We start from the raw sequence: 22226 nt of genomic DNA, 5'->3' as shown, positions 1-22226 counted from the left end.
TCCATAGCAAGCCGGGCGTCAAAAGGCTGATCGCCCTTCGGCGGTCCTTTTTCTCTCGTAACTCAGCGGGGGAATGGATGATTTCGGAGGGTGTTTCCGTCGTAAAGGCTGACATCATGCGGCTCCGTGAAATTGGCGCAGGGCTTGAGGGGGGAAATGAAGGTCATAGCGCTGACCCTCGACCAAATCGGGAAGACGCGGCTGGCTCAGGTGGTCGACGATCTGAAACAGCGTCCCGTCATCAGCACGGAAAAAGGACAGCGCCGTAGGGCCATTGAACTCGCCGGTCAGATATTTTGCGGCAAGCGTTGGACGATCCGCGGGGCCGGTGCCTGCGGCACTGACATCCATCTGGTCAAAACGCACCGCGATCATGCCATCCAGCGCGGAAGTCCGGCAAAGGCTTGCGTCAAAGATGTTCCAGGCATTCAGATGTCGGGCGGCATCCGCATTGCCCGGATGGCTGAAAAGCGTGTCGGGCGCATCGGTCTGCATGATCCGGCCATTCGCCAGAACCGCCACCTTATCCCCCATCGTCAGGGCTTCGGTTTCCGACCCCGTGACGTGAAGAAAGCTGACACCAAGCCGTTCCCGGATCGCCTTCAGCTCGTCGCACATCCGCGACCGAAGGTTTGCATCAAGCGCCCCCAGCGGCTCGTCCAACAACACGATACGCGGCTCGCAGATCAGCGTCCGGGCCAGCGCCACGCGCTGACGTTGCCCCCCGGAAATGGCACTGACAGCGCGGTGCCCAAATCCGGTCAGCCCAACAAGCTCCAGCGCCTCTTCGGTCCGGTCCTTGATTTCCGTTTCATTGGTCAATGGGGCATTCGTGCGATACCGCAGCCCAAACGCAACATTCTGCGCCACGGTCAGATGCGGAAACAGCGCGAAATTCTGAAAAACGAACCCAATATCCCGCAGATGTGTGGGTTGTCCGTCAATCCGTTCGCCGTTGATTGAGATCTCTCCCTGATCGGGTTCCTCGAAACCGGCGATCAAGCGCAGCAGGGTGGTTTTACCTGCGCCAGACGCGCCAAGCAGCGACATGTAGGTGTTTTCCGGCACGACAAAATCAACGCCATCCAAGGCGATCGTCTCGCCGTATCTGCGACTCACTCTCGACAACGTCAGCACTGAATTTCCCCCGAATTGGCATTAATGATTTTCTTAATACAAACATCGGTTTCAACAGGCCTGTAAAGATTAAAATGATGTTTGCATCAAAAAAACCGTTAAATAGGGGGCGTGAGTACAGATTCTGAAAGTATAATATATTGATAATACTATTATTTTTTGAAAATGGCTAAATTTTAAGCACAGAACCCCATGCCTATTTTTTGGCTTTTGTGTGCTTTTTTTCACCTTCCAACCTATCAGGCCGTCTCCTATTCTCGGGGACGAATCCAGAAAGAGGCCGGAATGATTGGTTCAGAAAGTGTAACCCGCTGCGGTGACGACACTGACAAACGCACCCCACTTTTCGAGGTCGCGGCAGAGTTTATCCGTCACAACATCGCGCAGGGGCACATGTATCCCGGACTCGTCTTGCAAGAGAGTGCGCTCTCGGAACGTCTGGATATGTCGCGCGCCACGGTCAAACGTGCGTTGGGAATCATCGCAAGCGAGGGACGCATTCAAAGGTTCTCTGGTCGGGGGTTTCTGGTTGCTGGCCAATTCTCCGAGGTGAAACGAGAAGACCTGCGCAGCATTGAACTCGACCTTTCGACATTGGATGACAGCGTTGGAAAGCCAAGCTGGCTGCGCGTTTATGACGATGTCGCCTATCACGTCACACGTTGCCCGGTTTTTGGACGGTGCCGCATTTTCGAGGCCCAAATGGCCGAAGAATACGGCGTGTCACGTACAATCGTCCGCGATGTTCTGGGGCGGCTTCAGGAACGGGGGCTCGTACAGAAAAACCGCACGTCCAGATGGGTTGTCGATCCGCTGACATCAAAAAAGATCAAGGACAAGTACGAACTGCGCAACATCCTCGAGGTGGCCGCACTCGAGTCTGCGAAATTGCCAATCGAAAAGCTTCGGGAACTGTCCGAAGAGATCAAAAAACTGACGGCGCAAACCGTGCTTTCTTCTGAGCAGTGGTTTTCCTACGATCAGCGTTTTTTCGAAATGGTGGTTCTGTCGACCCCAAACGAAGATTTGGCCTCTTATGCGTCCAGCAACAGGCTGGCGCTTGAAGCCTGCCAATCCGCCTTGTTCTCGCTTGGCCTTCCGCCAGATACACAATCGGTCGTAGAGCTTGGCCAGGTGATCGAGCTTGTCCTCTCTGGTTCGACCAAGGCCGCGGCAAGTATGCTGTCGATTCATTTGGAAAAAGCCTGTGAACGCACGATTGCCCAGTTGAAGATCACAGCGATTATCGACCCGCCATCGGACTTCCCGTCCTACCTGCAATTTCAATGACCACCCCGGATCGTTTCGACAGGGCAAGAAGGTTTTGTCCGATTCATCCTGCGGGGATACGGGAACGGCCTATATCTCAAGTACGTGTTGACGCTTTGCCTTGAGCGCAAAGGCGCAATTTACTATCCTTTCAGCTTGCCGGAACGGCTTGCGCAGCTTTTTGTCCGGTATGCGGTTCTGATTGAAAGGTTGTCACATTGAAGATCGATCTGCTTCCAGATCCCGTGTTCTGGGACCTCGCCGGATGGAAAGCGTATCTGGACGAACTGCGGTCAATGCCAGAAGATACAATTGGGCGTGACGTGGGGATCGAGTGGGCCGAGATCATGATCCGACAACTGACTGAATACGCCAAATCCACCACCCCCGAAAATTCGCCCACAAAGGCCGATTGAAGCATTTTCACGCGCGGTACAACAAAGTCACATATCACCCTCGCGAAGGTCTGGCGCGCTTGCTACGGCCTGTAGCAGGGCTTGGTGCAGGCAGTTCAGGGCTTCGACGGAATCGTTTTCTTTCAGAGTGACGAAAGACAGGCTGATGGACGGCATTTTCATATCTGTCGGGGTCAGTATATGTAATCTGCCATCTGTGAAGCTTGCGTTCACAGCAGCGCGGGGGACGCAGATCACCAGCCCACACAGCAGTGCAAGTCTGGACAGCGCGGTTGGGTCGGCATCCACCTCGACTGTGGGGGCGGGGGCGACCACGCCGCAGTGCCGAAACGCCGTTTCAATTGCAGCGCGGTTATTGGTCCGGTCCGACTGCATGGCCCAGGCACATTTGGCCAGATCGGCGGCGGAAACGCTGCTTTGTTTTGCCAGCGGGTGATCCGTTGAACAGGCCAGCACCAGATCGGTTTGTGTCAGCGGTTCGTAGCGCAGTAAATCGGACATGCCCGGCGCCATTGCACCCCAGTCAACGCGCCCGACGTAGCAATCCAGCTCCCCTGACCACAGGCGCTGCATCATGTCACTGACGGTCCCCGAGTGAATCCGAAACTGCATTTGCGACTGCTCCAACCCCAAATGCCCCAAGGCGATTGGCAGCAAATGAAACAAAACTGCGGGGTTTGTGCCAATTCGGACCACGGTGGGTCTATCCGAAGCCAAATCTGCCGCCAGATGTTCAAAAATCGCCAGACCGGCACGCGCCCGCTGCACCGCAATCTGCCCTGCCGGGCTAAGCGATACACCGCGCACGGACCTGTCTACCAGTTTGGTGCCAAAGGCAAATTCCAGATCCTTGAGCATTTGCGATATGGCCGGTTGGGTCAGGTTCATTTCCCCGGCGACCGCCCGCAGGGACCCATGACGTGCGATCAGATCCAGCAGGCGAAGCTGGCGCAAGCGCAGATGGTCAAAGTGTGAAGATGAAACAGACATAAGCAGACCTTATCACATTCAAGAATATTACGACTATTCGTTTTCGCCCACCATCTCTACCGTTTTTAGCAGAGGAGATACGCAACATCTGCACAGGTGTTGGCGCATGGGGCAAATCAGCGTTGGAAACCCACCTGCCTGCCCCGTCAAGGGAGGACTGTATGAAGAAAGCTGATTTCGTGTCAGGGCTGATTTTGGGTGTGTTCGGCCTGACGATGTTGATTTTCGTAATCCCCGCACAAATCGAAACCGCCCCCGAGGGGTATATTTCGCCTCGGTTGGTGCCAAACCTGACGATGATCCTGATTACAGGACTGTCAGCCCTGCTGATGCTGCGCAGCTTGCGGGGCATTGGATATACGCCGATGGACGACTCCTCGGTTTTTTTCCGGTCTGAAATGATGGCCTTGCTGAAAATATCCGGCGTCTTTGCGGTTAGCGTCGCCCTGTTTGCATGGAGCATGCCCTTGTTGGCGGGAATTGCGCTGATCGTGGGAACGCTGATCGCGTTGGGTGAACGCCGCCCACTGGTGATTGTGGTGATGCCAACCGGATTGTTGCTGGTGGTTTGGCTGGTCTTCTACCGCCTTCTTGGCACTGTGATTGTGTGAGCCGGACATGGAATATTTACTTACTGGATTTCAACATGTCCTGACCCCCGTCACCCTGCTTTGGGTCACGGTGGGGGTCACGCTGGGCTATATTCTGGGCGCGCTTCCGGGATTGGGCAAAGCGACCGGGGTGGCGGTTTGTATCCCGTTAACGTTCTATCTGCCCCCTGTCGCGGCCATCGCCATGTTGATCGGCATCGCAAAGGGCAGCGCCGCCGGTAGCGCGGTTTCCGCGATCCTGCTGAACACACCGGGCGAGCCATCATCGGCCCCGACGGCGCTGGACGGGTATCCACTGGCGCGGCAGGGCAAGGCGCAGAAGGCGCTGAAAATGGGGTTGTTCGCGTCGGTCATCGGAGATTTTCTGTCAACGCTGATCCTGATTGCATTGGCTGCGCCGCTGGCACAATACGCGCTGCTGATCGGCCCGGTTGAACTGTGTGCTATTCTGCTGTTTTCGCTAACCTTTATCGGGGGCTTGGCCGGGCGGTCGATGCTCAAGGGGTTGATTGCCGCCGCATTCGGGGTGTTTTTCGCCACTATCGGGATCGAAACCGAAACCTTTATCCCGCGCCTGACCTTTGGCTTGCTGGAACTGGACGAGGGCATTTCGCTGGTGCCGATGGCCATCGGGATGCTGGCAGTCGCAGAAATGGTGGTTCAGGGCGGGAATGCCCGGCAACTGGACCAAGAAGCACAAGCCTTTGCTGACAGCAGCAATCCCGATGACCGCCGCGTGACATGGGGCGAATGGCGGCGCTGCCTGCCGGTGATCGGGCGCGGCACGCTGATCGGGGCGGTCGTGGGCATTCTGCCCGGACTGGGGGCCAGTGTCGGATCGTTCCTGTCCTATGGGGCAACGCAGCGAGCCTCGAAAACGCCGGAAAAATTCGGATCGGGTATGATCGAGGGCGTGGCCGCCGCCGAAAGCGCCGATAATGCCGTAGTCCCGTCCAGCTTTGTGCCGCTGTTTGCGCTGGGGATTCCCGGCAGCGTGATCGCCGCCATTTTGATCGCGGCACTGGTTTTGCATGGGTTGACCCCCGGCCCGCTGATGTTCCGGGAACAGCCGCAGATGGTTGCCGATATCTACGCCGCGATGCTGTGCGCCAGCGTGATCCTGCTGATCGTGGGCTATGCCGGGCAACGCCTGTTTGCACAGGTCATCCGCGTGCCGATCCGGTTGATTATTCCGGGGGTGCTGTTCCTGTGCTGTATCGGTGCCTACATGGAAACCAACAGCATCTTTTCCATCTATGTGATGCTGGCCTTCGCGTTGCTTGGGTTCTTTTCGCGCAAGCTGGGCTTTTCTTTTGTCACCTTCCTGATCGGATTTGTAATTGGCCCGAATCTGGAACTGACGTTCCGCCAATCGCTGCAATTGCTGAACCATGATCCGATGCGGCTGGCGGGCCACCCCATCGCCATTCTGTTCGGCGTCCTGACCATTGTGACTGTGGCGCTTATTGCGCGCAGCAATGCCCGGCTGGCAGCCCGGCAGGCCGCGGACTCCGATGCTGTGCCGACACAGCAATCGTAAACCTGAAATTCACCGGAGGAGAACCAATGAAACAGACCAACAGACGCGGATTTCTAAGCGCCGCAGCCGCCTTGATGATGGGATTGACGGGCCTGACCCCGGCCATCGCCCAGGCCGATAGCTATCCAACCCGCCCGATCACGATGCTGGTGGGCTATAAGGCCGGGGGGCAAACCGATCTGGTGGGCCGCGCCACCGCCAAGGTGCTGTCGGACCAGTTGGGCGTTCCGGTCAATGTGGTGAACAAACCCGGCGGCGGCGGCGTTCTGGCGGCGCACGAGCTGAAAAAAGCCAAGGCCGATGGTTATACCCTGCTGTTTCACGCCAATAGCGTGATCAACACAGAACCACTGATGCTGAAGCGGGTGGATTTTGTTCCCGATGATTTTGAATACGCGGGGATGATCACGGCCTATCAGACCGCCTTGGCAACGCAGAAAGATGCGCCCTACAACACCGTGGCGGAATTTGTGGCATGGGCCAAGGACAACCCCGGTTTCAGCTATGGCGCGCTTAGCCCCACATCGCGCATGATCATGGAAGAAATCGCCAAAGCCAACAATCTGGATGTAAATATCGTTCCCCTGAAAGGCGGCGGCGACATGCTGAACGCGTTGCTGGGCAATCAGGTTGCCTTGGTTTTGTCGGGCGGCATTCACTACAAATATCCGGATCAGTTGAAATCCATTGCCGCGCTGACCACGTTCCGCCACCCCTCTGCCCCCGAAGTGGAAACCATCAACGAAGCGGGCTATCAGTTGGGCATGGATTCCCGCACCACGCTGATCCTGCCCATGGGGACGCCGCGCGAAATGCTGGAAAAGCTAAGCACCGCGCTGAAAGCGGCGGAAACCGACGAAACCTTTGCCAAGGTCGTGGCCGCTGCAAACATCCCGATCATGTACATGGATCTGGATCAGGCCAAGGCCGAGATGCAGCGCAGCTATGAAAACAACAAAGCGATCATGGAACGCGCAGGGATTGAACCCAAGTGATCCTGTCGCCTTGCATTTGATCCCAGTGTGCGGCGGGGGCCGGACAGTTGCCCCCGCTTATCCGACAGACCCCATTTGAAAAAGAGGCTTTGCCATGTTCCAACCGCTTGACGGTATCCGCGTCATTGACCTGAGCCAGGTTTTGGCCGGGCCATATGCCACCTATCAATTGTCCCTGATGGGGGCAGAAGTTTTAAAGATTGAAAAACCCGGCGAAGGTGACTGGACCCGTCAGGGCGGACCGATGCCCGGCTTGGCGGCACAGGGAATGGCGTTGGGGTTTCTGGGGCATAACACGGGCAAGAAATCCGTCGCCATAGACCTGAAAACCCCCGAAGGGGTCGCGCTTTTGCGGGAACTTGTGGCGGGTGCCGATGTTTTTGTGGAAAATTTCAAACCCGGCGTGGCCGAACGTCTGGGGCTGGGTTTCGAGGCGCTGAAACAGGTCAACCCCAAGCTGGTGTATTGTTCCGTTTCCGCCTTTGGGCAGGATGGCCCATTCAGCAATCGCCCGGCCTATGATCACGTCATTCAGGGTATGTGCGGAATCATGCTGACCACCGGCAAGCCGGGCGATGGCCCGATCAAGGTGGGGGCACCCTATATTGATTATGCCACGGGGATGAATGGTGCGATGGCCGTCATGGCCGGTCTGCGCGAAGTCGAACGCACCGGGCAGGCCGTACATGTGGATGTGGCCATGATGGACACGGCGTTGATGCTGATGGCATCACTCATGAGCCAACACCTGACAACCGGCTGGGAACCCGTGCAAAATGGCAACGAAGCATGGAGCGCCAGCCCATCGTCCGGGGCGTTTGAAACGGCGGACGGTATCCTGATGCTGGCAGCCAACCATGACACACAATTCCGGCACATGTGTCAGGCCATTGACCGCCCGGACATTCCCCAAGATCCGCGTTGGGACAGTGTACCGGAACGGCACAAGAACTGGCAAAGCTTGCGGCAGGAATTGGAAACCACCTTCCGAACCCGGTCCGCGTCGGATTGGGAACAAATATTGGCCGATGCCGCCGTACCTGCGGGCCGCATTCGGAAACTGGATGAAATGCTGGCCGAACCGCAAATTGCCGCGCGGGGTCTGACAACGGAAATCCGGGTCGAAGGTCACGATGGCCCGATCCATATCCCCGCCATGAGCTTCAAAGCGAACGGCGCAAACAGCGTACCACGATCCGGGGCATCCAGCCTTGGGGCGGATACCGACGCCGTTTTGCGCGACGCCGGGATTTCGGAACAACGCCTGACCGCCCTGCGCGCGGCAGGTGTGATTTAAACCAAATCGCCCCCGCGCAACGTCGCGGGGGCGTCTTTGCCGGGGTGCTGCCCTTCAGGGACCGATCTTACCGCGCTTTGGCCCTGCGGAACGGTAGATCTACCTCGGGGGCAATCGGGCAGGTATAGGGCGTGATGGCAGTGCGTTCAGCAAATTCCGCCTTAGCACGGCCCAGCAAGTCGGGGTTATCAAACAGGCTGATGGCGCTGGCCGCCATTGTTTTAGCCGCGAATACCATACCGCGATGCGCCGCCGGGGATTTGCCTTGGGCCACCAATTGCCAGCTATGGAACGGCGTGCCAACGGCATGACAGGCGGTCATGACCTGCGCGGTAGGCACCTGCCAACTGACATCCCCCACATCGGTCGATCCCGGCAATACCAGTTCGGGGCGCGGCCCCGCCAGAATGTCCCCCGCCAAGACAGGCGGCTTGCCCTTCGGTTCCAGTCCGAACATTTTGAACGCCGCGCCGATATCGTCGGGCTGTAGGGTGTCCTGAATGGCCTTGGCATAGGTCAGGTCGTCAGCATCGAATTCAATCCCGCCAATCCGTTCCATCTGGGCCTGCATCAATTCGTCCAGCGTTGCGTTGCGCAACAGGTTGGAACAGGCCTTGTCGACTTCGATTTCGACGGTGGTTTCGGTCATCATCGCCGCGCCAAGCGCAACTTTCTTGACCCGTTCAAACAGGGCCAGCGCCTCGTTCACTTGCGGGGCGCGGATCAGATACAGAGCTTCGGCGCTGTCCTGCACGACGTTGGGGGAAATGCCGCCGGTGTTGGTGATGGCACTGTGAACGCGGGCTTTTTCGGGCATGTGTTCGCGCAGATATTGCACGCCCACGCTCATCAGTTCCAGCGCATCCAACGCCGAGCGGCCCAATTCCGGCGAGGCCGCAGCATGTGCCGCACGACCCGCAAAGCGGAAATAGGCCTGAACATTCGCCAGCGAATTTGACGGGATCAACGTATTGAACGAAGCCGGGTGCCAGCAGAATGCCGCATCCAGCCCGTCAAACGCCCCTTCGCGGGCCATGAATGTTTTGCCTGATCCGCCTTCTTCGGCGGGGCAGCCGAAATAGCGCACGCGCCCGGCCATCCCCTTGGCGGCCAGATGGTCGCGCGTGGCAACGGCGGCCAGCATTGCGCCAGCCCCCAACAGGTTATGCCCGCAGCCATGCCCATTCCCCCCTTCGGCAAGGGGGGATTTTTGGGCGATGCCTGCCTCTTGGGACAGTCCGGCCAGCGCATCAAATTCACCAAGGAAGCCGATCACAGGCCCGCCTTCGCCAGCTTCGGCCATAAAGGCCGTGGGAATGCCCGCCACGTTCCGGGTGATTTTGAACCCGGCGGCTTCCATCATTTCAATCTGCGCACTGACGGATTGTTGTTCCTGATAGCGCAGTTCGGGCATGTCCCAAATCCGGTCGCTCAGATCAATATATCCGGGCTTCAGGGTGTCGACCAGTTGATCGGTATCTATCGTCGCGTTCATGGCTTAGCCCTCTTGCTTCAGTTCGGTGGCAGCCCCACCCCGCATGAACGAGGTTAACCAGATGCCGATCACAGATGCCACAAGGACAGCCGCCCCAATCCCCGCCAAAGCAATCGGACCGGACTGAACGGCAGCGCCCACCATGATCGGGATCAGGATAAAGCCCACGACCGTGTTCATTGAATAGGCCAGCGATCCGTCACGCATTGCCGGGGTTTTGAAATCCGGGTCACAGATTTTCAACAGCAGCAACCCGGTCAGGAAAACCCCCGACCCAGTCCCAAAGACCAGCATCGCCCGTTCATACGGGGCAGACGAAAACAGTTTGCGGGCCAGACCTAGACACAGCGCAATGGTGCCGATGAACCCCACAACGGCTGCAATCAGGATGGGCGCGGCAAAGGTCAGAACCCCCTGAACCGGCATGGACACAAGCGCGGCAACGATTGCGAAATCGGTCAGAGTCGATGCAATCTTGCCTTTGACGCCAGCATCCACCAGCCACGCGATTTTTAGACGGTTCATCACCAGCCAGATCACCCACATGACAATGATCGCATAGGCCCAGACCGGAACGGCCTTGATCAGCGGCAGATCATAGGACCGCACCCATGCCCGCAGCAGGATCGCCAAACCAGACCCGGCAAGGATCAGGGCAAGGTTGAACCCGATCACATCAATCGACGTGGAAACCGTGGTTTCGCGGCCTGCGACACGTTGTTTTTCGGGATCCGGTTCCAGCCCGGTCAGCCATGATTTCGGCAAGCTGGCCGCGTCAGCAGAACCTTCCAGCGCGTTACGACCATTCAGCCATTTGATGATTGCGATACCGCTGATGATACCCCCCAACAGGCCAATCGTGGCATAGGTCACAGCAACGCCCTGCGCGATTTCCCAATATTCCAGCCCCATGCCGTTCAGCATGTTGCCGATCACGCCCGCCGTTCCGTGCCCGCCCGAAAAGCCCAACGGCATTTCAAGCCCGAACGTGCTGTAAATGCCCAGATCAGGCATGGACGTGGCAAAAAATGCGCCAACAGCCCCGCCAACGGCCAGTTGGAAGGCGAACAAGGCCAGCATCAGGAAAAACATGTTGAACACGTTCCGGGCGGTCCCGGACGAACTGTCCTTTTGCGACAGTTGAATCCCCAGCGGCACCGATGCCACAACCGGCACAATCAACACGCCGGGCAGCAGGCTATACATTTTGATCCAATCCGTCGGATATTGCACCGGGGTCAGATCCCCCCAGATTTGCGGGCCGACCAACAGGCCAACCGCCCCACCAACCACCGAGGCGGGAATAAACAGCTTTTGCAGCCATCCAATCTTGGCGCGCAGCAGCGTTCCTATCAGCAAAAACAGTCCTAGCAGAGCAAAGGCCTGCAAGACATTCGTCATCGAGGCTCCGGTCATTCTGTGTCCCTTTCCAATCTTTACACTTTTTCGCTTCACACGATCCTGCGGGCGAGTGTATGGCTCTCGGACATTTGAAAAACTTGCCATTTTTGCAGATAGCTATAGCCTTCTTGATATACCTCTGGTGTTTCAAAAGGTTACGAAAATGGATGTGTCACAATTTGTTCGCAAGCGATTGAAATTCAGGCACCTGCGGGTGTTGCTGGCACTGGATGAGACGCTGAATGTCAGCCGCGCGGCTGAGAATCTGAATATCGCGCAAGCGTCAGTATCCCGCACGCTGGCCGAAATCGAAGACGGCTTTGGCCTGACCTTGTTTCACCGTCACCCGCGCGGATTACGCCGGACCGGACCGGGGAATGAACTGATCCGTGCCTCTCGGATGGTCGTGAACAATATCCTTGCGCTGGAAGATATCGGAGAGCGGTTCAACGCACTCAGCACGGGGCATATCTCTATCGGGTTGCACAATCATTCCGTCTTGGGACAGGTCGCAGCCCTGTTATCAGACTTCAAACGGCGCTACCCGCGCGTGGCGATCAAAGTCCGTGACGGGCTGTTGCCCGATTTGCTGGCGGATCTGGAATATGGGCGTCTGGACATCGTTATCGGGCGGTTGGGGCCGGAACTGGAGCATACCAGCTTTGGGATTCATGCCTTGGCCCAAACCCAGATGGTGATCGTCGCCCATACAGAGGTCGCGCCACCGTCCCCCGATCCTGAAACACTGTTGGCCCACCCCTGGACCATTCCATTGCCGGGAACACCGATGCGGTTGGATTTTGATCGGTTTTGCGCCGAACATGGATTGGGTGTGCCACAAGACTGTATCGAAACCAACAATGCAACGCTGATTACCGAACTGCTGATACAGGACAAACGATATGGATTGTTCCCCGCAGTCGTGGCCGAAGAAGGACCAATGCCGCCGCTTTTGCAGGCCCATCCCGTATTGACCAGCTATTCCTATCCATTCAAGGCAAGGAATGATCGGATTGGCATGGTCCATTCAACATCCAACCCCCAATCCCCCGCAGCGGCGGCCCTGATCGACATGGTGCGTGAAGCGAATGAACGCGACACGCTCTAGTCGGCAGGCCGCGCCCCCACTCTGCGCGTCGTAGTTATTCCACGTCTTGCGATGGTCGCTCCTCAGCAGGATCAATACTGTCATCCCGGACGGCCCAATAGGCGTCGATGGATTCCTGCAAATGCGCACACATCGCGGCTTCGGCGGCATCCGGGTCGTGATCCCGGATAGCGTTAAACACCTCCAGATGCCGCGCAAAGGCCCGCGCTGCGGCGCCTTCTTTCTTGATCGCCACACGGCGGTGTTCTTCCAGCCATTTCTGAACCGCAGTGTGCAAAGAATCCAAAAAGACATTCCCCGACACACGGGCGATTTCCAGATGAAACGCAATGTTGGTTTCTACAAACCCTTCGTCATCCCCGATACACGCCCCGTTCGCATCCAACGCCGCCTTGATCGCGGCCACCTGTTCATCGGTCGCCTTGGTTGCCGCAAGCCGCGCAAGGAAACCCTCAAACAGCATCCGCGCCTCTTGTAGCTGGCGCAGGCGGTCGGGGCGGGACAGCACGAATTTCGCCGGTCCGGCCAAATCATCAATCATCCGTTCAGCAGAAGGTTCCACCACGCGGGCGCGACGCCCGTTTTCAAGGTCGATCAGCCCGCTTTGATGCAATGCGAACAAGGCCTCGCGCACCGCCGTGCGACTGACACCGAAGCTGTCACACAGTTCCCGCTCGGCAGGCAGGAAATCACCCGGACGCAATTCCCCCCTCATGATCGCGCCTTCGATCTGTTCGACAACGTCCTCGTACAGCCGTTTACGCCGTACCTGTTCCACTTTCAGCATGCCCGTTCTCCTTGAAATAGCAGGATACCAGCACATAGCATTGTGTCCACCTATATTTTGGTATAATAGGTATACAGCTTGGCGGAGGAGCCAGCACGAAATGAGGAGGAAAACATGATCCGTTCTTTCAAGAATCAGGTGGCGGCTGGCGCGTTTGTGGCACTGTCAGGCTTCGGCATAGCCGCGAATGCAGAAACCGTTCTGCAACTGGCATCCGTAGAAACCCCACAGACGGTTTGGGGTCAGGTCGCCCAGAAATTCGCGGATGGCGTGGCAGAAGCGTCGGGCGGCGATCTGAAGGTTCAACTGGCCCTGTCCGGCACGACCGGGTCCGTCCGCGAAACGCTGGAGGCACTGACGATTGGCACCAATGACATCGTCATGACCGTCGTTGCATCGCTGAACGCGTATGATCCGCTGGCTGCGATTGAAAGCTACCCCTATCTGATCCGCGACGAAGATCACTTTAACGCTGTCTACAACGGCGAGATCGGGAACGACCTGTTTGACGCGCTGGCGAAATCGTCGGGGCTGCGCCTTGTCGGTGCCGGGTCACGCGGGCCGCGCGAAATGGCCTCTAAACGTGCGATCAACTCGGTTGACGATCTGGATGGTTTGAAAATCCGGGTTCCGGGCATTGATGTGTTCCGCGAAACCTGGGCCGGTCTGGGGGCATCGCCAACCCCGATGTCGTCCAAAGAAGTCTATACAGGCCTGCAATCGGGCATCATCGACGCGGTGGAAAACCCGCTGTCGGCACATATCCGGTCCAAATACTATGAAGCTGCGGAGTATGTAATCCTGACGCATCATGTTTATGGCGCGTATACCTTCGTCTTCGATGACGCGCGGTTTCAAAGCCTGACCGATGAACAGCGCACGATCCTGCAAGAGCAGGCGAAAATCGCATTCCAATGGGGAACCGAGAAGGCCAAGCTGGAATTGGCCGACCTGCGCGCAAAGCTCGAAGGGTTGGGTGCCCGGTTTATCGAACCCGATCTGGACGGGTTCCGCGCCAAACTAGCCCCGATGGCGGCCAAGTTCCCGGAACTGGCCCCTTGGGTCGAACGCATTCAGGCCGCGAAATAAGCCTGCGCAGCCTGTCCGCCGTGTATGCGGGCAGGCCGTTGCACCAAAGCCGAACGGATCAAGCCGTTTGTCATCGGACCAACCGTCACCGGGGTACGTGAATGACCAAGTTTTTCGCCAAATCATCCAACTTCATCGCCAAAGGTTCCGGGCTTGTCGCCAACCTTCTGCTGATTGCCATGCTGATGTCCATCGGAACGCAGGTCATCGCCCGCTTTGTTATCGGCGCCCCAACAGTTTGGGCCGAAGAACTGGCGCGGTTTCTCCTGATTGCGATCACGATGGTCGGGGCCGCGGCTCTGATCGAGAAGAATAAACACATCTCAATTGACATCGTTGTTGCGCTTCTGCCGCCACGGGCAAAGCTGTTCGTGACATGGCTCAGGGATGCAATCACCCTGAGCGTTTGCGGTCTTATGGCCTATTATGGCTGGCTGCTGGTCGGCATTGGCAGCCGCCAAACCTCGACCGGGCTTGGGGTCAGAATGTCCCTGCCTTACACCGCCATTCCGCTTGGTGCCGCGCTGATGGCGCTGGTTCTGGTCCTGTCGCGCGCCGGTCGCATATCGGAGGACGGATAATGGAACTTGCTGAACTTGCCCTTATCCTGATTGGTGGCATCGGGTTTTGCATTCTGATCGGGGTTCCGCTTGCGATTTCGATTATCGCAGGGTCCATGCTGGCCATCTTTTTTCACGGCGGGGCGAACCCGGTGATTGCGCCGCAGCGGTTGTTTGCCGGGATGGATAAATTTTCCCTGATGGCCATTCCCGCCTTTCTGTTTGCCGGGGCGCTCATGTCCGGGGGCGGCATATCGGCCCGGCTGATCGACTTTGCCAATGCGCTGGTCGGGCGGTTCACCGGCGGTTTGGCGATTTCAAACGTCCTGTCCTCGATCCTGTTCGGTGGCATCTCCGGCTCGGCCGTGGCGGACACGGCGGCCATTGGCGGTACGTTTATCCCCGCCATGGACAGATCCGGCTATCCAACCCGCTACTCGGTCGGGATCACGGCGGCATCCTCCCCGATTTCCCCCCTGATCCCGCCATCAATTGCGTGGATCGTCTATGCCTATCTGACGGACCAATCGGTTTTACGGATGTTCATCGCGGGTGTCATACCGGGCCTGCTGTGGGGCATTGCGTTGATGATCACGGCTTGGGGTATTGCGCGGAAGAACAACTATCCGGTCTTTCCCCCCGCCTCGATGGCCGAGCTGTGGCAGAAGTTCGTCGTGGCCCTGCCCGCGCTTGCCATGCCGGTTCTACTGCTGGCTGGCATTCTGTCTGCCCTGTTTACCGTGACAGAGGCATCGGTGGTGTTGGTCGTCTATGCCCTGATCGTTTCAGGCGCCGTTTACCGGGAACTGACATGGACAGTATTTTGGGACGCCCTGACCGAAGCATCGCGCCTGACCGCTGCGGTGATGTTGATCCTTGCGGGGGCTTCGCTGTTCGCATGGATGCTGGCCTGGGTCCATGCCCCGGAAACCTTTGGCGCATGGATGCAGTCATGGGTGACGTCGCCGCTGATGTTCCTGTTGGTGATCAACCTTTTGCTGCTGATCGTCGGCATGGTGATGGAGGTCAACGCCGCCAAGGTCATGCTGCTGCCCGTTCTGTTCCCGATCAGCCAGCAATTAGGCATCGACCCAATCCATTTCGGGGTGGTCATTACCGTCAATCTTTGCATCGGCTTGGTAACGCCCCCCATCGGGATCGTGCTGGCGGTGGCAAGCTCGATTGGCAAGATCAGCGTTGCCGAAGGCACGCGCGGGGTTATGCCCTTCGTCCTTGTTGCCTTTGCTGTGTTGGCGGCGCTCACCTTCTTGCCGGTTCTGTCCACCGGACTGCCCGATCTACTACTAGGAAAGATGCCATGAGAGAACTGACAGACCGTTTCAAGGCGCTTGGCACTGCACTGGTCAGCGATGTTCTGGACGAGGCTGGGTTCCACAGCCAGACACTAGACCCATCGCTGGGGTTCATTGGGCCTGCAACGGCCATCTGCGGCCCTGCCATTTGCGTGCGCGGCGAACGTTCCGTAGCCACCCGCACGACCAGCAGCAATGCAACGCTGCCGCTGTACAACTTGCCCACATTGGCACAGCCGGGCGCTGTGATGATGTTCGCCACCTCGGGTTTTCGCGGCGGCGGGGTCACTGGCGAACTCCTTGCCCTTGATCTGCAAGCTTTGGGGGTTGTGGGGTTGGTGACAGACGGGCTTGTCCGGGATCGCGATGCCCTGTCAGAGATCGACATGCCCGTGGTATCCGCCGGGGTGATCCCCGCAAATGGCGCACGGCGTTTCCAAATCACCAACTGGGCCGGGCCGATTACCATGCCCGGTCCCGAAGGGGGCATTGTTCACATTGCGCCGGGTGATTTCGTGCTGGCAGACAGCGACGGGGTTCTTGTGATCCCGGCGACGGTCGCGGACACGGTCATTGAACTGGCCGAGGAGCTTTCTCAAAAAGAAGCCGCCCTGAAAACAATACCCCAATCACAGCCCGCAGAAATACGCGCCAAGGCACGGGCCGAGCGCATGTCGCATATGATCTGGTTGCGGACAAAGGAGATGAGCAAATGAAATTCGACGGACGCATCCTGATCCTTGGTACGGCACCCGGCGCGGTCAGCGCCCAGCTTGCCGGGAAAAACCTGTCGCTGGATCAGGTCGGGGATCTGCGCAATGATATTTCGACCGATGAAATCACTCCGCTGCCGATCCTGCTGAACTATGACGAACGACTGGCGCGATACGCCCATACCGGCACGCAGATCGGAGGCGAAAAACCCATTGGCGAAAACGCCATTGCCACGGGCGGTTTTGCCGTCATCGTGGCCGGGAAACGCTATGGCAAGGGGTCGTCGCGCGAACATTCGCCACTGGCTGAAAAATCGGCGGGTATCCGGCTGGTCATCGCCGAAAGCTTTGAACGCATTTATCGCCAGAACTGTGACAACCTTGGGATTTTCACCTCGTCAGATTTTAGCCTGATCGACCGCATTCGCGCAGGCAGCGATATATCCATTGATGAACTGGTGGATGGGCGCGATACGCTGGCGCAGGCGATCCTGCGGGCGGGCGGTCTGCTGGCCTATGGTCAGGAAAAGCTGAAAGGCGCGAAACTGCGCCCGTCCCTGCCCCAAGGCCCGCTGACGCTGGCCCAGAAAATCGTTGCCCGCCATGCGCTGGATGTCGATGGGATTGATTGGGATATGGCACCGGGGACAGGCGGTTTCGTGCGGGCCGGTCATCGGTTCATTCACGAATATTACACCGCAATGGCCGCCCATATGCTGCATGATCGGTTTGGCACACCACTGGACCTGTATGATCCCGAAACCATCCTTCTGTTCGAAGATCACCTGTCCTATGCCCACCGATCCCCCACGCATATCAAGCTTGGCTTACTGCCGCAGGTGCGCGAGCTAAGCGATGCCCACCGCGCCTTTGGCAAACAATACGGATTGACCGATCACGGCTACCTGCTGGGCGAGGACGGGTCAGAAGGCATTTCCCATGCGATGATGGCCGAAAGCTATGCCTTGCCCGGCGGCATCGTGGTTGGCACCGACAGCCATACACCACATTCCGGTGCGGTTGGCTGCTTTGCCTATGGTGTCGGCACGACGGACATGGCCAACGCCTTCATGACAGGGGCCATCCGCCTGACGATGGCCGATAGTCTGCTGGTTCGGCTGGGCGGTGAAATCCGGCCCGGCGTGACCGCAAAGGATATCGTCCTCACGCTGCTTTCAACCGATCTGATCCGCAGCGGCGGCGGTCTTGGGAAAGTGTTTGAATTTGCCGGTCCCGTGGTCGAAGCCATGTCCGTCGACGAGCGGGCGACATTGACCAACATGGTAGCGGAACTGGGCGGCCTGACCGGCCTGTGTGCGCCCGATGCGGAAACCGTGCGGTTCCTGAAAGAACGCCGCGGCATCGACTTTATAATCGAGGACTGGATGCAGTCGGATGAAGGCGCGGCCTATGCTGATAGGATTACGATTGATTGCGCACAGGTGGGGCCAATGCTGGCCCGCCCCGGTGATCCGGGGAACGGGATGGCGGTTGATGATCTGGAAACCCCGGTGCAGGTCGACATCGCCTATGGCGGTTCTTGTACCGCAGGTAAGCGCGAAGATTTCGATCACTATTACAAGGTGGCGAAATGGGCAGCGGGTCGCGGATTAAAAGTGGCTTCGGGCGTTCAGCTTTACCTGCAATGCGGCACAGTTCAGGTACGCGATTACTGCATCCAAAATGGCTATCTGGATGTATTCAAAGCCATTGGTGCGGAATTGCTTGGCCCTTCGTGCGGGGCTTGCGGGCAATGTGGCCCCGGCGTGTCAGAGCGTGCAGATCAGGTTACGATCTCAGCAATCAACCGCAATTTTCCGGGTCGCGGCGGGCCGGGAACCACATGGCTGGCCAGCCCGCCAACTGTTGTCGCCAGCGCGATTGCCGGTCGGATTGTGACGTTCGAACAGCTTCAAAAAGAAACCACAGGCTGAGGGGTATCCAGCGCAGCCCGTCGGGGCGGCAGGAAACAAAGCACGGCACCGGAAAGACCCGTAAATCCTGGCGCATAGTCACTTGGGGAAAGGAAAGGGGCGGCTGCGCCCTAATGCTGACCCACGCAACACGCGGCTAGCCCTTCATAACCGACATGATCTCGGTCAGCGGCTTCTTAATCTTAGCCACGGCGGGCACTGTCGCATCGTCAGCCGGATACCCCACTGGAATGATCATCACAGCTTTCTCATGTTCCGGCCTGCCGCAAAGCTCTGGTAAGAATTTCATCGGGTTCGGGGTATGTTCAAGACACACAAGCCCGGCGTGGTGGATCGCCGCGATCAACAGGCCGGTCGCTATGCCCACGCTTTCGGGCACATAGTAATTCTTGTAGCGCGCACCCTCGTGCGTCACCCCCCACCGTTGTGCGAAAACGACAATAAGCCACGGCGCCACCTCAAGATGCGGCTTTGAGACGCCAGTGCCAATCGGCTCCAATGCGCGCAGCCATTCATCACCCGCGCCGCCAGCGTAAAAGCTGCGCTCTTCGTCCTCGGCTGCTTTGCGGATGCGCGCCTTTACGGCTGGGTCCGAGATAGCAACGAAATGCCAAGGCTGATGGTTGGCGCCCGAAGGTGCGGTGCCAGCAGCCTCGATGCAGGCGGCGATGACCTCCTCGGCGACTGGCCGGTCGGAATACTCGCGCACCGAATGCCGCCGCCGCATGTAGTCACGAAAGCCCCGTGCCTGAGCAAGAGATTCAGGCGGCTCCAGTTGCACCCGGTCAGGCAGCGGCAAAGGTTGGTATTCCAAATCGTCAGTCGAATACATGTTCTCCGGCTCTTTCTATTGCTTTCCACAGATTTCACGGTGCCATCAAGGGCATGTGCAAACAATGGCTATTCGCCCCGCATCGAAATCTGGGAACACTTGAATTTGCGTACAATGATGACACCGCAGCAGGAAGCACAGGCAGCGCTGCTTTACGAGTCTCGCTGGAAGATCACCGCCCGCAAGATCACCTGCTGCTACAGATGTAGCTTTTGCCATAGGGTGCCCAGTTGTTGTTCCAATGCCCCTGCAACATCCAACACAAAACCGTCTTCGTGCATTGGCCCGATCAGTTGAACGCCTACGGGAATGCCATCCTCCAGATGCGTCGGCAACGCCGCCGAGGGTAAACCCAAGGCATTGACGGTATAAAGTGGCGCTTGAATCCTGCTGATTTCAGCAAGCGCACTGGTGTCCTTGAAATCCAGATCATTTTCAAAAGGACGGGCCAGTGACGTGGGCATCAGCAAAACATCTATGGTTTCGAACATTTCGGCCCATGCGCGTTGAATCACAACCCGTTCTTGCAAAGCCGCCAGCAAGCCGCGCAAATCCGTGGGTTCGAAATTGGCAAGGAACGCATCGTAGTATGCCTGCATTTCCGGCGATCCCTTTTCGGCAAGTGCGGTGCGCATATCGTTTTCGCTTTCGGTGAACATCAGCCGCAGTCGCAGCGGCCCCGCTTGATCCGCCGGGGGTGATCGTTGCATCCCAAGGGTTCAGGGAAACACCATGCAACGGGTTAGATGTACACCAGCGCATTGAAAACTCCGGGGTATTCGTGCGCCCGATGATGACCGCCCCCGCCTTTTTCAGATTGGCAACAACAGGAGAGTCATCCAAGGCGATAGCATCCGCATTCGCCACCAGCCCGTTGGAATTTGCGTATCCTTTGTGATCGACATTGATCTTCACCGTAACAGGAACGCCCCAAAGCGGCCCGGCATTTTCCGGGCGACCGGCGCTATCCAGCGCATCGGCGGTTTCCATTGCCTCTTGGACCGGCTCGACAATTGCGTTCAGAGCAGGATTGACAGCCTTGATCCGATCCAAGTGGGCTTCTGTCAGGTCACGTACCGAAATTTTGTGCGCACGAAGCTGTTGGCCGATCTACGCGACCGACCAGTCTGTGATATTGGACATTGGAAAACTCCTTGGTTCAGGTTCTGTCAGGCAGATCGCGGCGCCATTCCGTCAGATCAGGAAGCATCGCCGTGATAGAATTAGGAAGAGGAGATGACATCTGATTACTTCTTTTCGATTTCAACAATTTTAGCAAAGCGGGGAGCAACGTCCCTGCTCCAGAATTCGGCGTCTTCTTTCATGATTTGACAGGCTGTGGCCCCATCCCCATCAGCCAGCGCGGACCAGAATTGTTGGAGCGTGCGAACGATCCGATCCATACGCGTGGTCGAGTCATCCTCGTCCACCGTAATCAAAGAAGTCACAAGGTAGAATTGCCGATAAAGCGCCGACGCCTGTGTAGCCAAAACCCTGTTGTGAAGCTGGGCAACCATACGCTGCCGATAGTTAAACAGCGTTGCCGCATCCGCGCCTGTCGTTCCCCCGATCGGAAACCAGTCCTGACCGGGTATCGCATCTATCAGCTCTTGAATATAGGGGTGGGTATCTTGGCGCAGGACAGTTTCAGACGCACCATGCGCGATGACCTGTCCCGACTTCATAACCACCACATCATCACAGATTTCCGCCGCAACCCGCAGATCATGGGTGATGAACAGGATCGTCAGATTATGTTCTTCGCGCAGATCGTGGAACAGTTGGATCATTTGCCGCTGCACAGAAACATCAAGCGCAGAAAGTGCCTCGTCCGCGATCAGGATGCTGGGATTGGCCGCAAGGGCGCGCGCGATACAAACCCGCTGTCGCCGGCCACCAGACAATTCATGAGGATAACGATCAGGGACGTCACGATAAAAACACCGATAACGACGTTGTAATCGCGTGAAATCAACGAGTCATACATAAACCGCCCAATACCGGGCCATGCGAATACGGTTTCCGTCAGGATCGTTCCCGCAACAAGCTGTCCCGCCTGAACCCCTGCCATTGTGAAAATGATCCGCAGGCCACAGCACTTATTATCGAGGCTTTGAAAGCCCAAAACGTACCTTATCATGCCGGTCAGCTCCCGATGCGAGGGTCTGAGGACTTTGGCAGGTTTGGGGATCAGGCCAAAGCGGCAATGTTTTTGCTTGGCTCTGGAATAGACCACCCCAATCTGCACAACCCTGACTTTGATTTTCCAGATGATTTGATTGCAGTCGGGGTGGATATATTTGCGACCGCACTGCGCACTGTCGTCCACAACCACGCATCTGCTGATGTTTCAGGCGACCGCTAAACCTGTGGGAAGCGGCATACAGGATGGCCATTCGAGGACAAGGGGTCTGCTCCGACGGAGTGTAGGATGACACCCATTGATGGCTACAGCAACGGGCCTGTCGCATACGACAATACGGCGTATCCGGCTCGAAATCATGTGCGGCAGGTTCAAGGATTGGAGGAGGGTCGACGCCCACTATGACCGATGCCCAAAGGTGCCCCTCTCAGCCATCGCCCGCCCGGCTGTCGTCATCCATTGGTTATAAATCCGACCCTACATCGCTTGCGATACTAGGCTCAGGACTCATAACCAAAACATGACTGTTGCGGCGAGAGCGATGGCCGAGAGGAAGACTTCGGGGCAGCGGTCATATCGGGTGGCGACCCGCCGCC

General features: G+C 57.6%; 21 protein-coding genes and 4 pseudogenes. 14 read left to right on the top strand and 11 right to left on the bottom strand.

From position 1 onward, the window contains the following. Nucleotides 1-114 precede the first annotated feature (114 nt). Nucleotides 115-1119: an ABC transporter ATP-binding protein gene (locus tag FN828_RS16405; RefSeq protein WP_235891508.1), complete on the bottom strand. Its 1005-nt coding sequence runs from the start codon at nucleotides 1117-1119 to the stop codon at nucleotides 115-117. Nucleotides 1120-1422: 303 nt separating this feature from the next. Here FN828_RS16405 and FN828_RS16400 point away from each other — a divergent pair, with 303 nt between their 5' ends. Both FN828_RS16400 and FN828_RS20635 read left to right on the top strand, forming a co-directional pair. Further along, nucleotides 1423-2427, top strand: coding sequence for a GntR family transcriptional regulator (locus tag FN828_RS16400; protein ID WP_185959067.1), 1005 nt, complete (start codon nucleotides 1423-1425; stop codon nucleotides 2425-2427). A 197-nt stretch (nucleotides 2428-2624) separates the two neighbouring features. Next, on the top strand, nucleotides 2625-2822 hold the full coding sequence (locus FN828_RS20635; RefSeq protein WP_185959066.1) for a hypothetical protein: 198 nt from the start codon (nucleotides 2625-2627) through the stop codon (nucleotides 2820-2822). Between the two features lie 27 nt (nucleotides 2823-2849). Here FN828_RS20635 and FN828_RS16395 read toward each other — a convergent pair whose 3' ends face one another. Next, nucleotides 2850-3812: a LysR family transcriptional regulator gene (locus FN828_RS16395; protein ID WP_142494497.1), complete on the bottom strand. Its 963-nt coding sequence runs from the start codon at nucleotides 3810-3812 to the stop codon at nucleotides 2850-2852. A 161-nt stretch (nucleotides 3813-3973) separates the two neighbouring features. Here FN828_RS16395 and FN828_RS16390 point away from each other — a divergent pair, with 161 nt between their 5' ends. The 4 genes from FN828_RS16390 to FN828_RS16375 all read left to right on the top strand — a co-directional run bounded on the left by FN828_RS16390 (nucleotide 3974) and on the right by FN828_RS16375 (nucleotide 8255). Further along, nucleotides 3974-4423 (top strand): tripartite tricarboxylate transporter TctB family protein, encoded by a 450-nt coding sequence (locus FN828_RS16390; protein ID WP_142494496.1) that lies wholly within the window; start codon nucleotides 3974-3976, stop codon nucleotides 4421-4423. Nucleotides 4424-4430: 7 nt separating this feature from the next. Continuing rightward, nucleotides 4431-5963 carry a tripartite tricarboxylate transporter permease gene (locus tag FN828_RS16385; protein ID WP_142494495.1) on the top strand — a complete coding sequence of 511 codons (1533 nt, stop codon included), beginning with the start codon at nucleotides 4431-4433 and terminating at the stop codon, nucleotides 5961-5963. 26 nt (nucleotides 5964-5989) lie between these two features. After that, complete coding sequence (locus FN828_RS16380) at nucleotides 5990-6958, top strand: Bug family tripartite tricarboxylate transporter substrate binding protein (RefSeq protein WP_142494494.1); 969 nt, start codon at nucleotides 5990-5992, stop codon at nucleotides 6956-6958. 94 nt (nucleotides 6959-7052) lie between these two features. Then, entirely contained in the window at nucleotides 7053-8255 is a 1203-nt protein-coding gene (locus FN828_RS16375; protein ID WP_142494493.1) for a CaiB/BaiF CoA transferase family protein, read from the top strand. Nucleotides 8256-8322: 67 nt separating this feature from the next. Here FN828_RS16375 and FN828_RS16370 read toward each other — a convergent pair whose 3' ends face one another. Beyond that, nucleotides 8323-9750, bottom strand: a complete 1428-nt coding sequence (locus tag FN828_RS16370; protein ID WP_142494492.1) for a M20 family metallopeptidase — start codon at nucleotides 9748-9750, stop codon at nucleotides 8323-8325. Nucleotides 9751-9753: 3 nt separating this feature from the next. Further along, nucleotides 9754-11166, bottom strand: a complete 1413-nt coding sequence (locus FN828_RS16365; protein WP_185959065.1) for a sodium/glutamate symporter — start codon at nucleotides 11164-11166, stop codon at nucleotides 9754-9756. Between the two features lie 154 nt (nucleotides 11167-11320). On the opposite strand from FN828_RS16365, the gene FN828_RS16360 reads away from it, so the two are divergent. Then, nucleotides 11321-12259, top strand: a complete 939-nt coding sequence (locus tag FN828_RS16360; protein WP_185959064.1) for a LysR family transcriptional regulator — start codon at nucleotides 11321-11323, stop codon at nucleotides 12257-12259. Between the two features lie 34 nt (nucleotides 12260-12293). On the opposite strand, the gene FN828_RS16355 is transcribed toward FN828_RS16360, so the two are convergent. Next, a complete protein-coding gene (locus tag FN828_RS16355) occupies nucleotides 12294-13046 on the bottom strand; it encodes an FCD domain-containing protein (RefSeq protein WP_185959063.1) in 753 nt (250 codons plus the stop codon). Nucleotides 13047-13160: 114 nt separating this feature from the next. Between FN828_RS16355 and FN828_RS16350 the strand changes: the two genes are divergently transcribed. From FN828_RS16350 to FN828_RS16330, 5 genes are all read left to right on the top strand, one after another. Next, on the top strand, nucleotides 13161-14135 hold the full coding sequence (locus tag FN828_RS16350; RefSeq protein WP_142494488.1) for a TRAP transporter substrate-binding protein: 975 nt from the start codon (nucleotides 13161-13163) through the stop codon (nucleotides 14133-14135). 101 nt (nucleotides 14136-14236) lie between these two features. Next, a complete protein-coding gene (locus FN828_RS16345) occupies nucleotides 14237-14716 on the top strand; it encodes a TRAP transporter small permease (RefSeq protein WP_142494487.1) in 480 nt (159 codons plus the stop codon). Continuing rightward, a complete protein-coding gene (locus tag FN828_RS16340) occupies nucleotides 14716-16017 on the top strand; it encodes a TRAP transporter large permease (protein ID WP_142494486.1) in 1302 nt (433 codons plus the stop codon). Before FN828_RS16345 ends, FN828_RS16340 begins: the two co-directional genes overlap by 1 nt. Further along, nucleotides 16014-16724 carry an RraA family protein gene (locus FN828_RS16335; protein ID WP_142494485.1) on the top strand — a complete coding sequence of 237 codons (711 nt, stop codon included), beginning with the start codon at nucleotides 16014-16016 and terminating at the stop codon, nucleotides 16722-16724. The genes FN828_RS16340 and FN828_RS16335 overlap by 4 nt, the downstream gene beginning before the upstream one ends. Continuing rightward, a complete protein-coding gene (locus tag FN828_RS16330; protein ID WP_142494484.1) occupies nucleotides 16721-18655 on the top strand; it encodes an aconitase family protein in 1935 nt (644 codons plus the stop codon). Before FN828_RS16335 ends, FN828_RS16330 begins: the two co-directional genes overlap by 4 nt. Before the next feature lie 136 nt (nucleotides 18656-18791). Here the strand turns inward: FN828_RS16330 and FN828_RS16325 are convergent, their stop codons facing one another. The 5 genes and pseudogenes from FN828_RS16325 to FN828_RS21055 form a co-directional block, all read right to left on the bottom strand. Next, nucleotides 18792-19487, bottom strand: a complete 696-nt coding sequence (locus FN828_RS16325) for a nitroreductase family protein (RefSeq protein ID WP_142494483.1) — start codon at nucleotides 19485-19487, stop codon at nucleotides 18792-18794. Between the two features lie 197 nt (nucleotides 19488-19684). Continuing rightward, nucleotides 19685-20197 (bottom strand): amidase family protein, encoded by a 513-nt coding sequence (locus tag FN828_RS20910; RefSeq protein WP_142494482.1) that lies wholly within the window; start codon nucleotides 20195-20197, stop codon nucleotides 19685-19687. A 7-nt stretch (nucleotides 20198-20204) separates the two neighbouring features. Then, nucleotides 20205-20540 (bottom strand): annotated as a pseudogene (locus tag FN828_RS21140) (amidase family protein); the annotation flags it as partial. A gap of 194 nt (nucleotides 20541-20734) precedes the next feature. After that, nucleotides 20735-21277 carry a hypothetical protein gene (locus FN828_RS21060; RefSeq protein WP_142494481.1) on the bottom strand — a complete coding sequence of 181 codons (543 nt, stop codon included), beginning with the start codon at nucleotides 21275-21277 and terminating at the stop codon, nucleotides 20735-20737. A 164-nt stretch (nucleotides 21278-21441) separates the two neighbouring features. Further along, nucleotides 21442-21558: pseudogene (locus tag FN828_RS21055) on the bottom strand (ABC transporter permease); the annotation flags it as partial. Here FN828_RS21055 and FN828_RS16300 point away from each other — a divergent pair. Continuing rightward, the gene (locus FN828_RS16300; RefSeq protein ID WP_142494520.1) at nucleotides 21535-21852 is read left to right on the top strand and encodes a M20/M25/M40 family metallo-hydrolase; all 318 of its coding nucleotides are present in this window, start codon (nucleotides 21535-21537) and stop codon (nucleotides 21850-21852) included. The pseudogene FN828_RS21055 and the gene FN828_RS16300 overlap by 24 nt on opposite strands. A 115-nt stretch (nucleotides 21853-21967) precedes the next feature. Beyond that, a pseudogene (locus tag FN828_RS16295) lies at nucleotides 21968-22099 on the top strand (IS5/IS1182 family transposase); the annotation flags it as partial. Nucleotides 22100-22137: 38 nt separating this feature from the next. On the opposite strand, the pseudogene FN828_RS16290 reads toward FN828_RS16295, so the two are convergent. Continuing rightward, nucleotides 22138-22226, bottom strand: a pseudogene (locus tag FN828_RS16290) (IS5/IS1182 family transposase); the annotation flags it as partial.

Origin of the sequence: Thalassovita litoralis (assembly GCF_900182725.1) — a bacterium.
Lineage (GTDB): Bacteria > Pseudomonadota > Alphaproteobacteria > Rhodobacterales > Rhodobacteraceae > Thalassobius > Thalassobius litoralis.
Note: the sequence above shows the minus strand (reverse complement) of the source record. Positions and strands in the feature narration are given on the sequence as shown.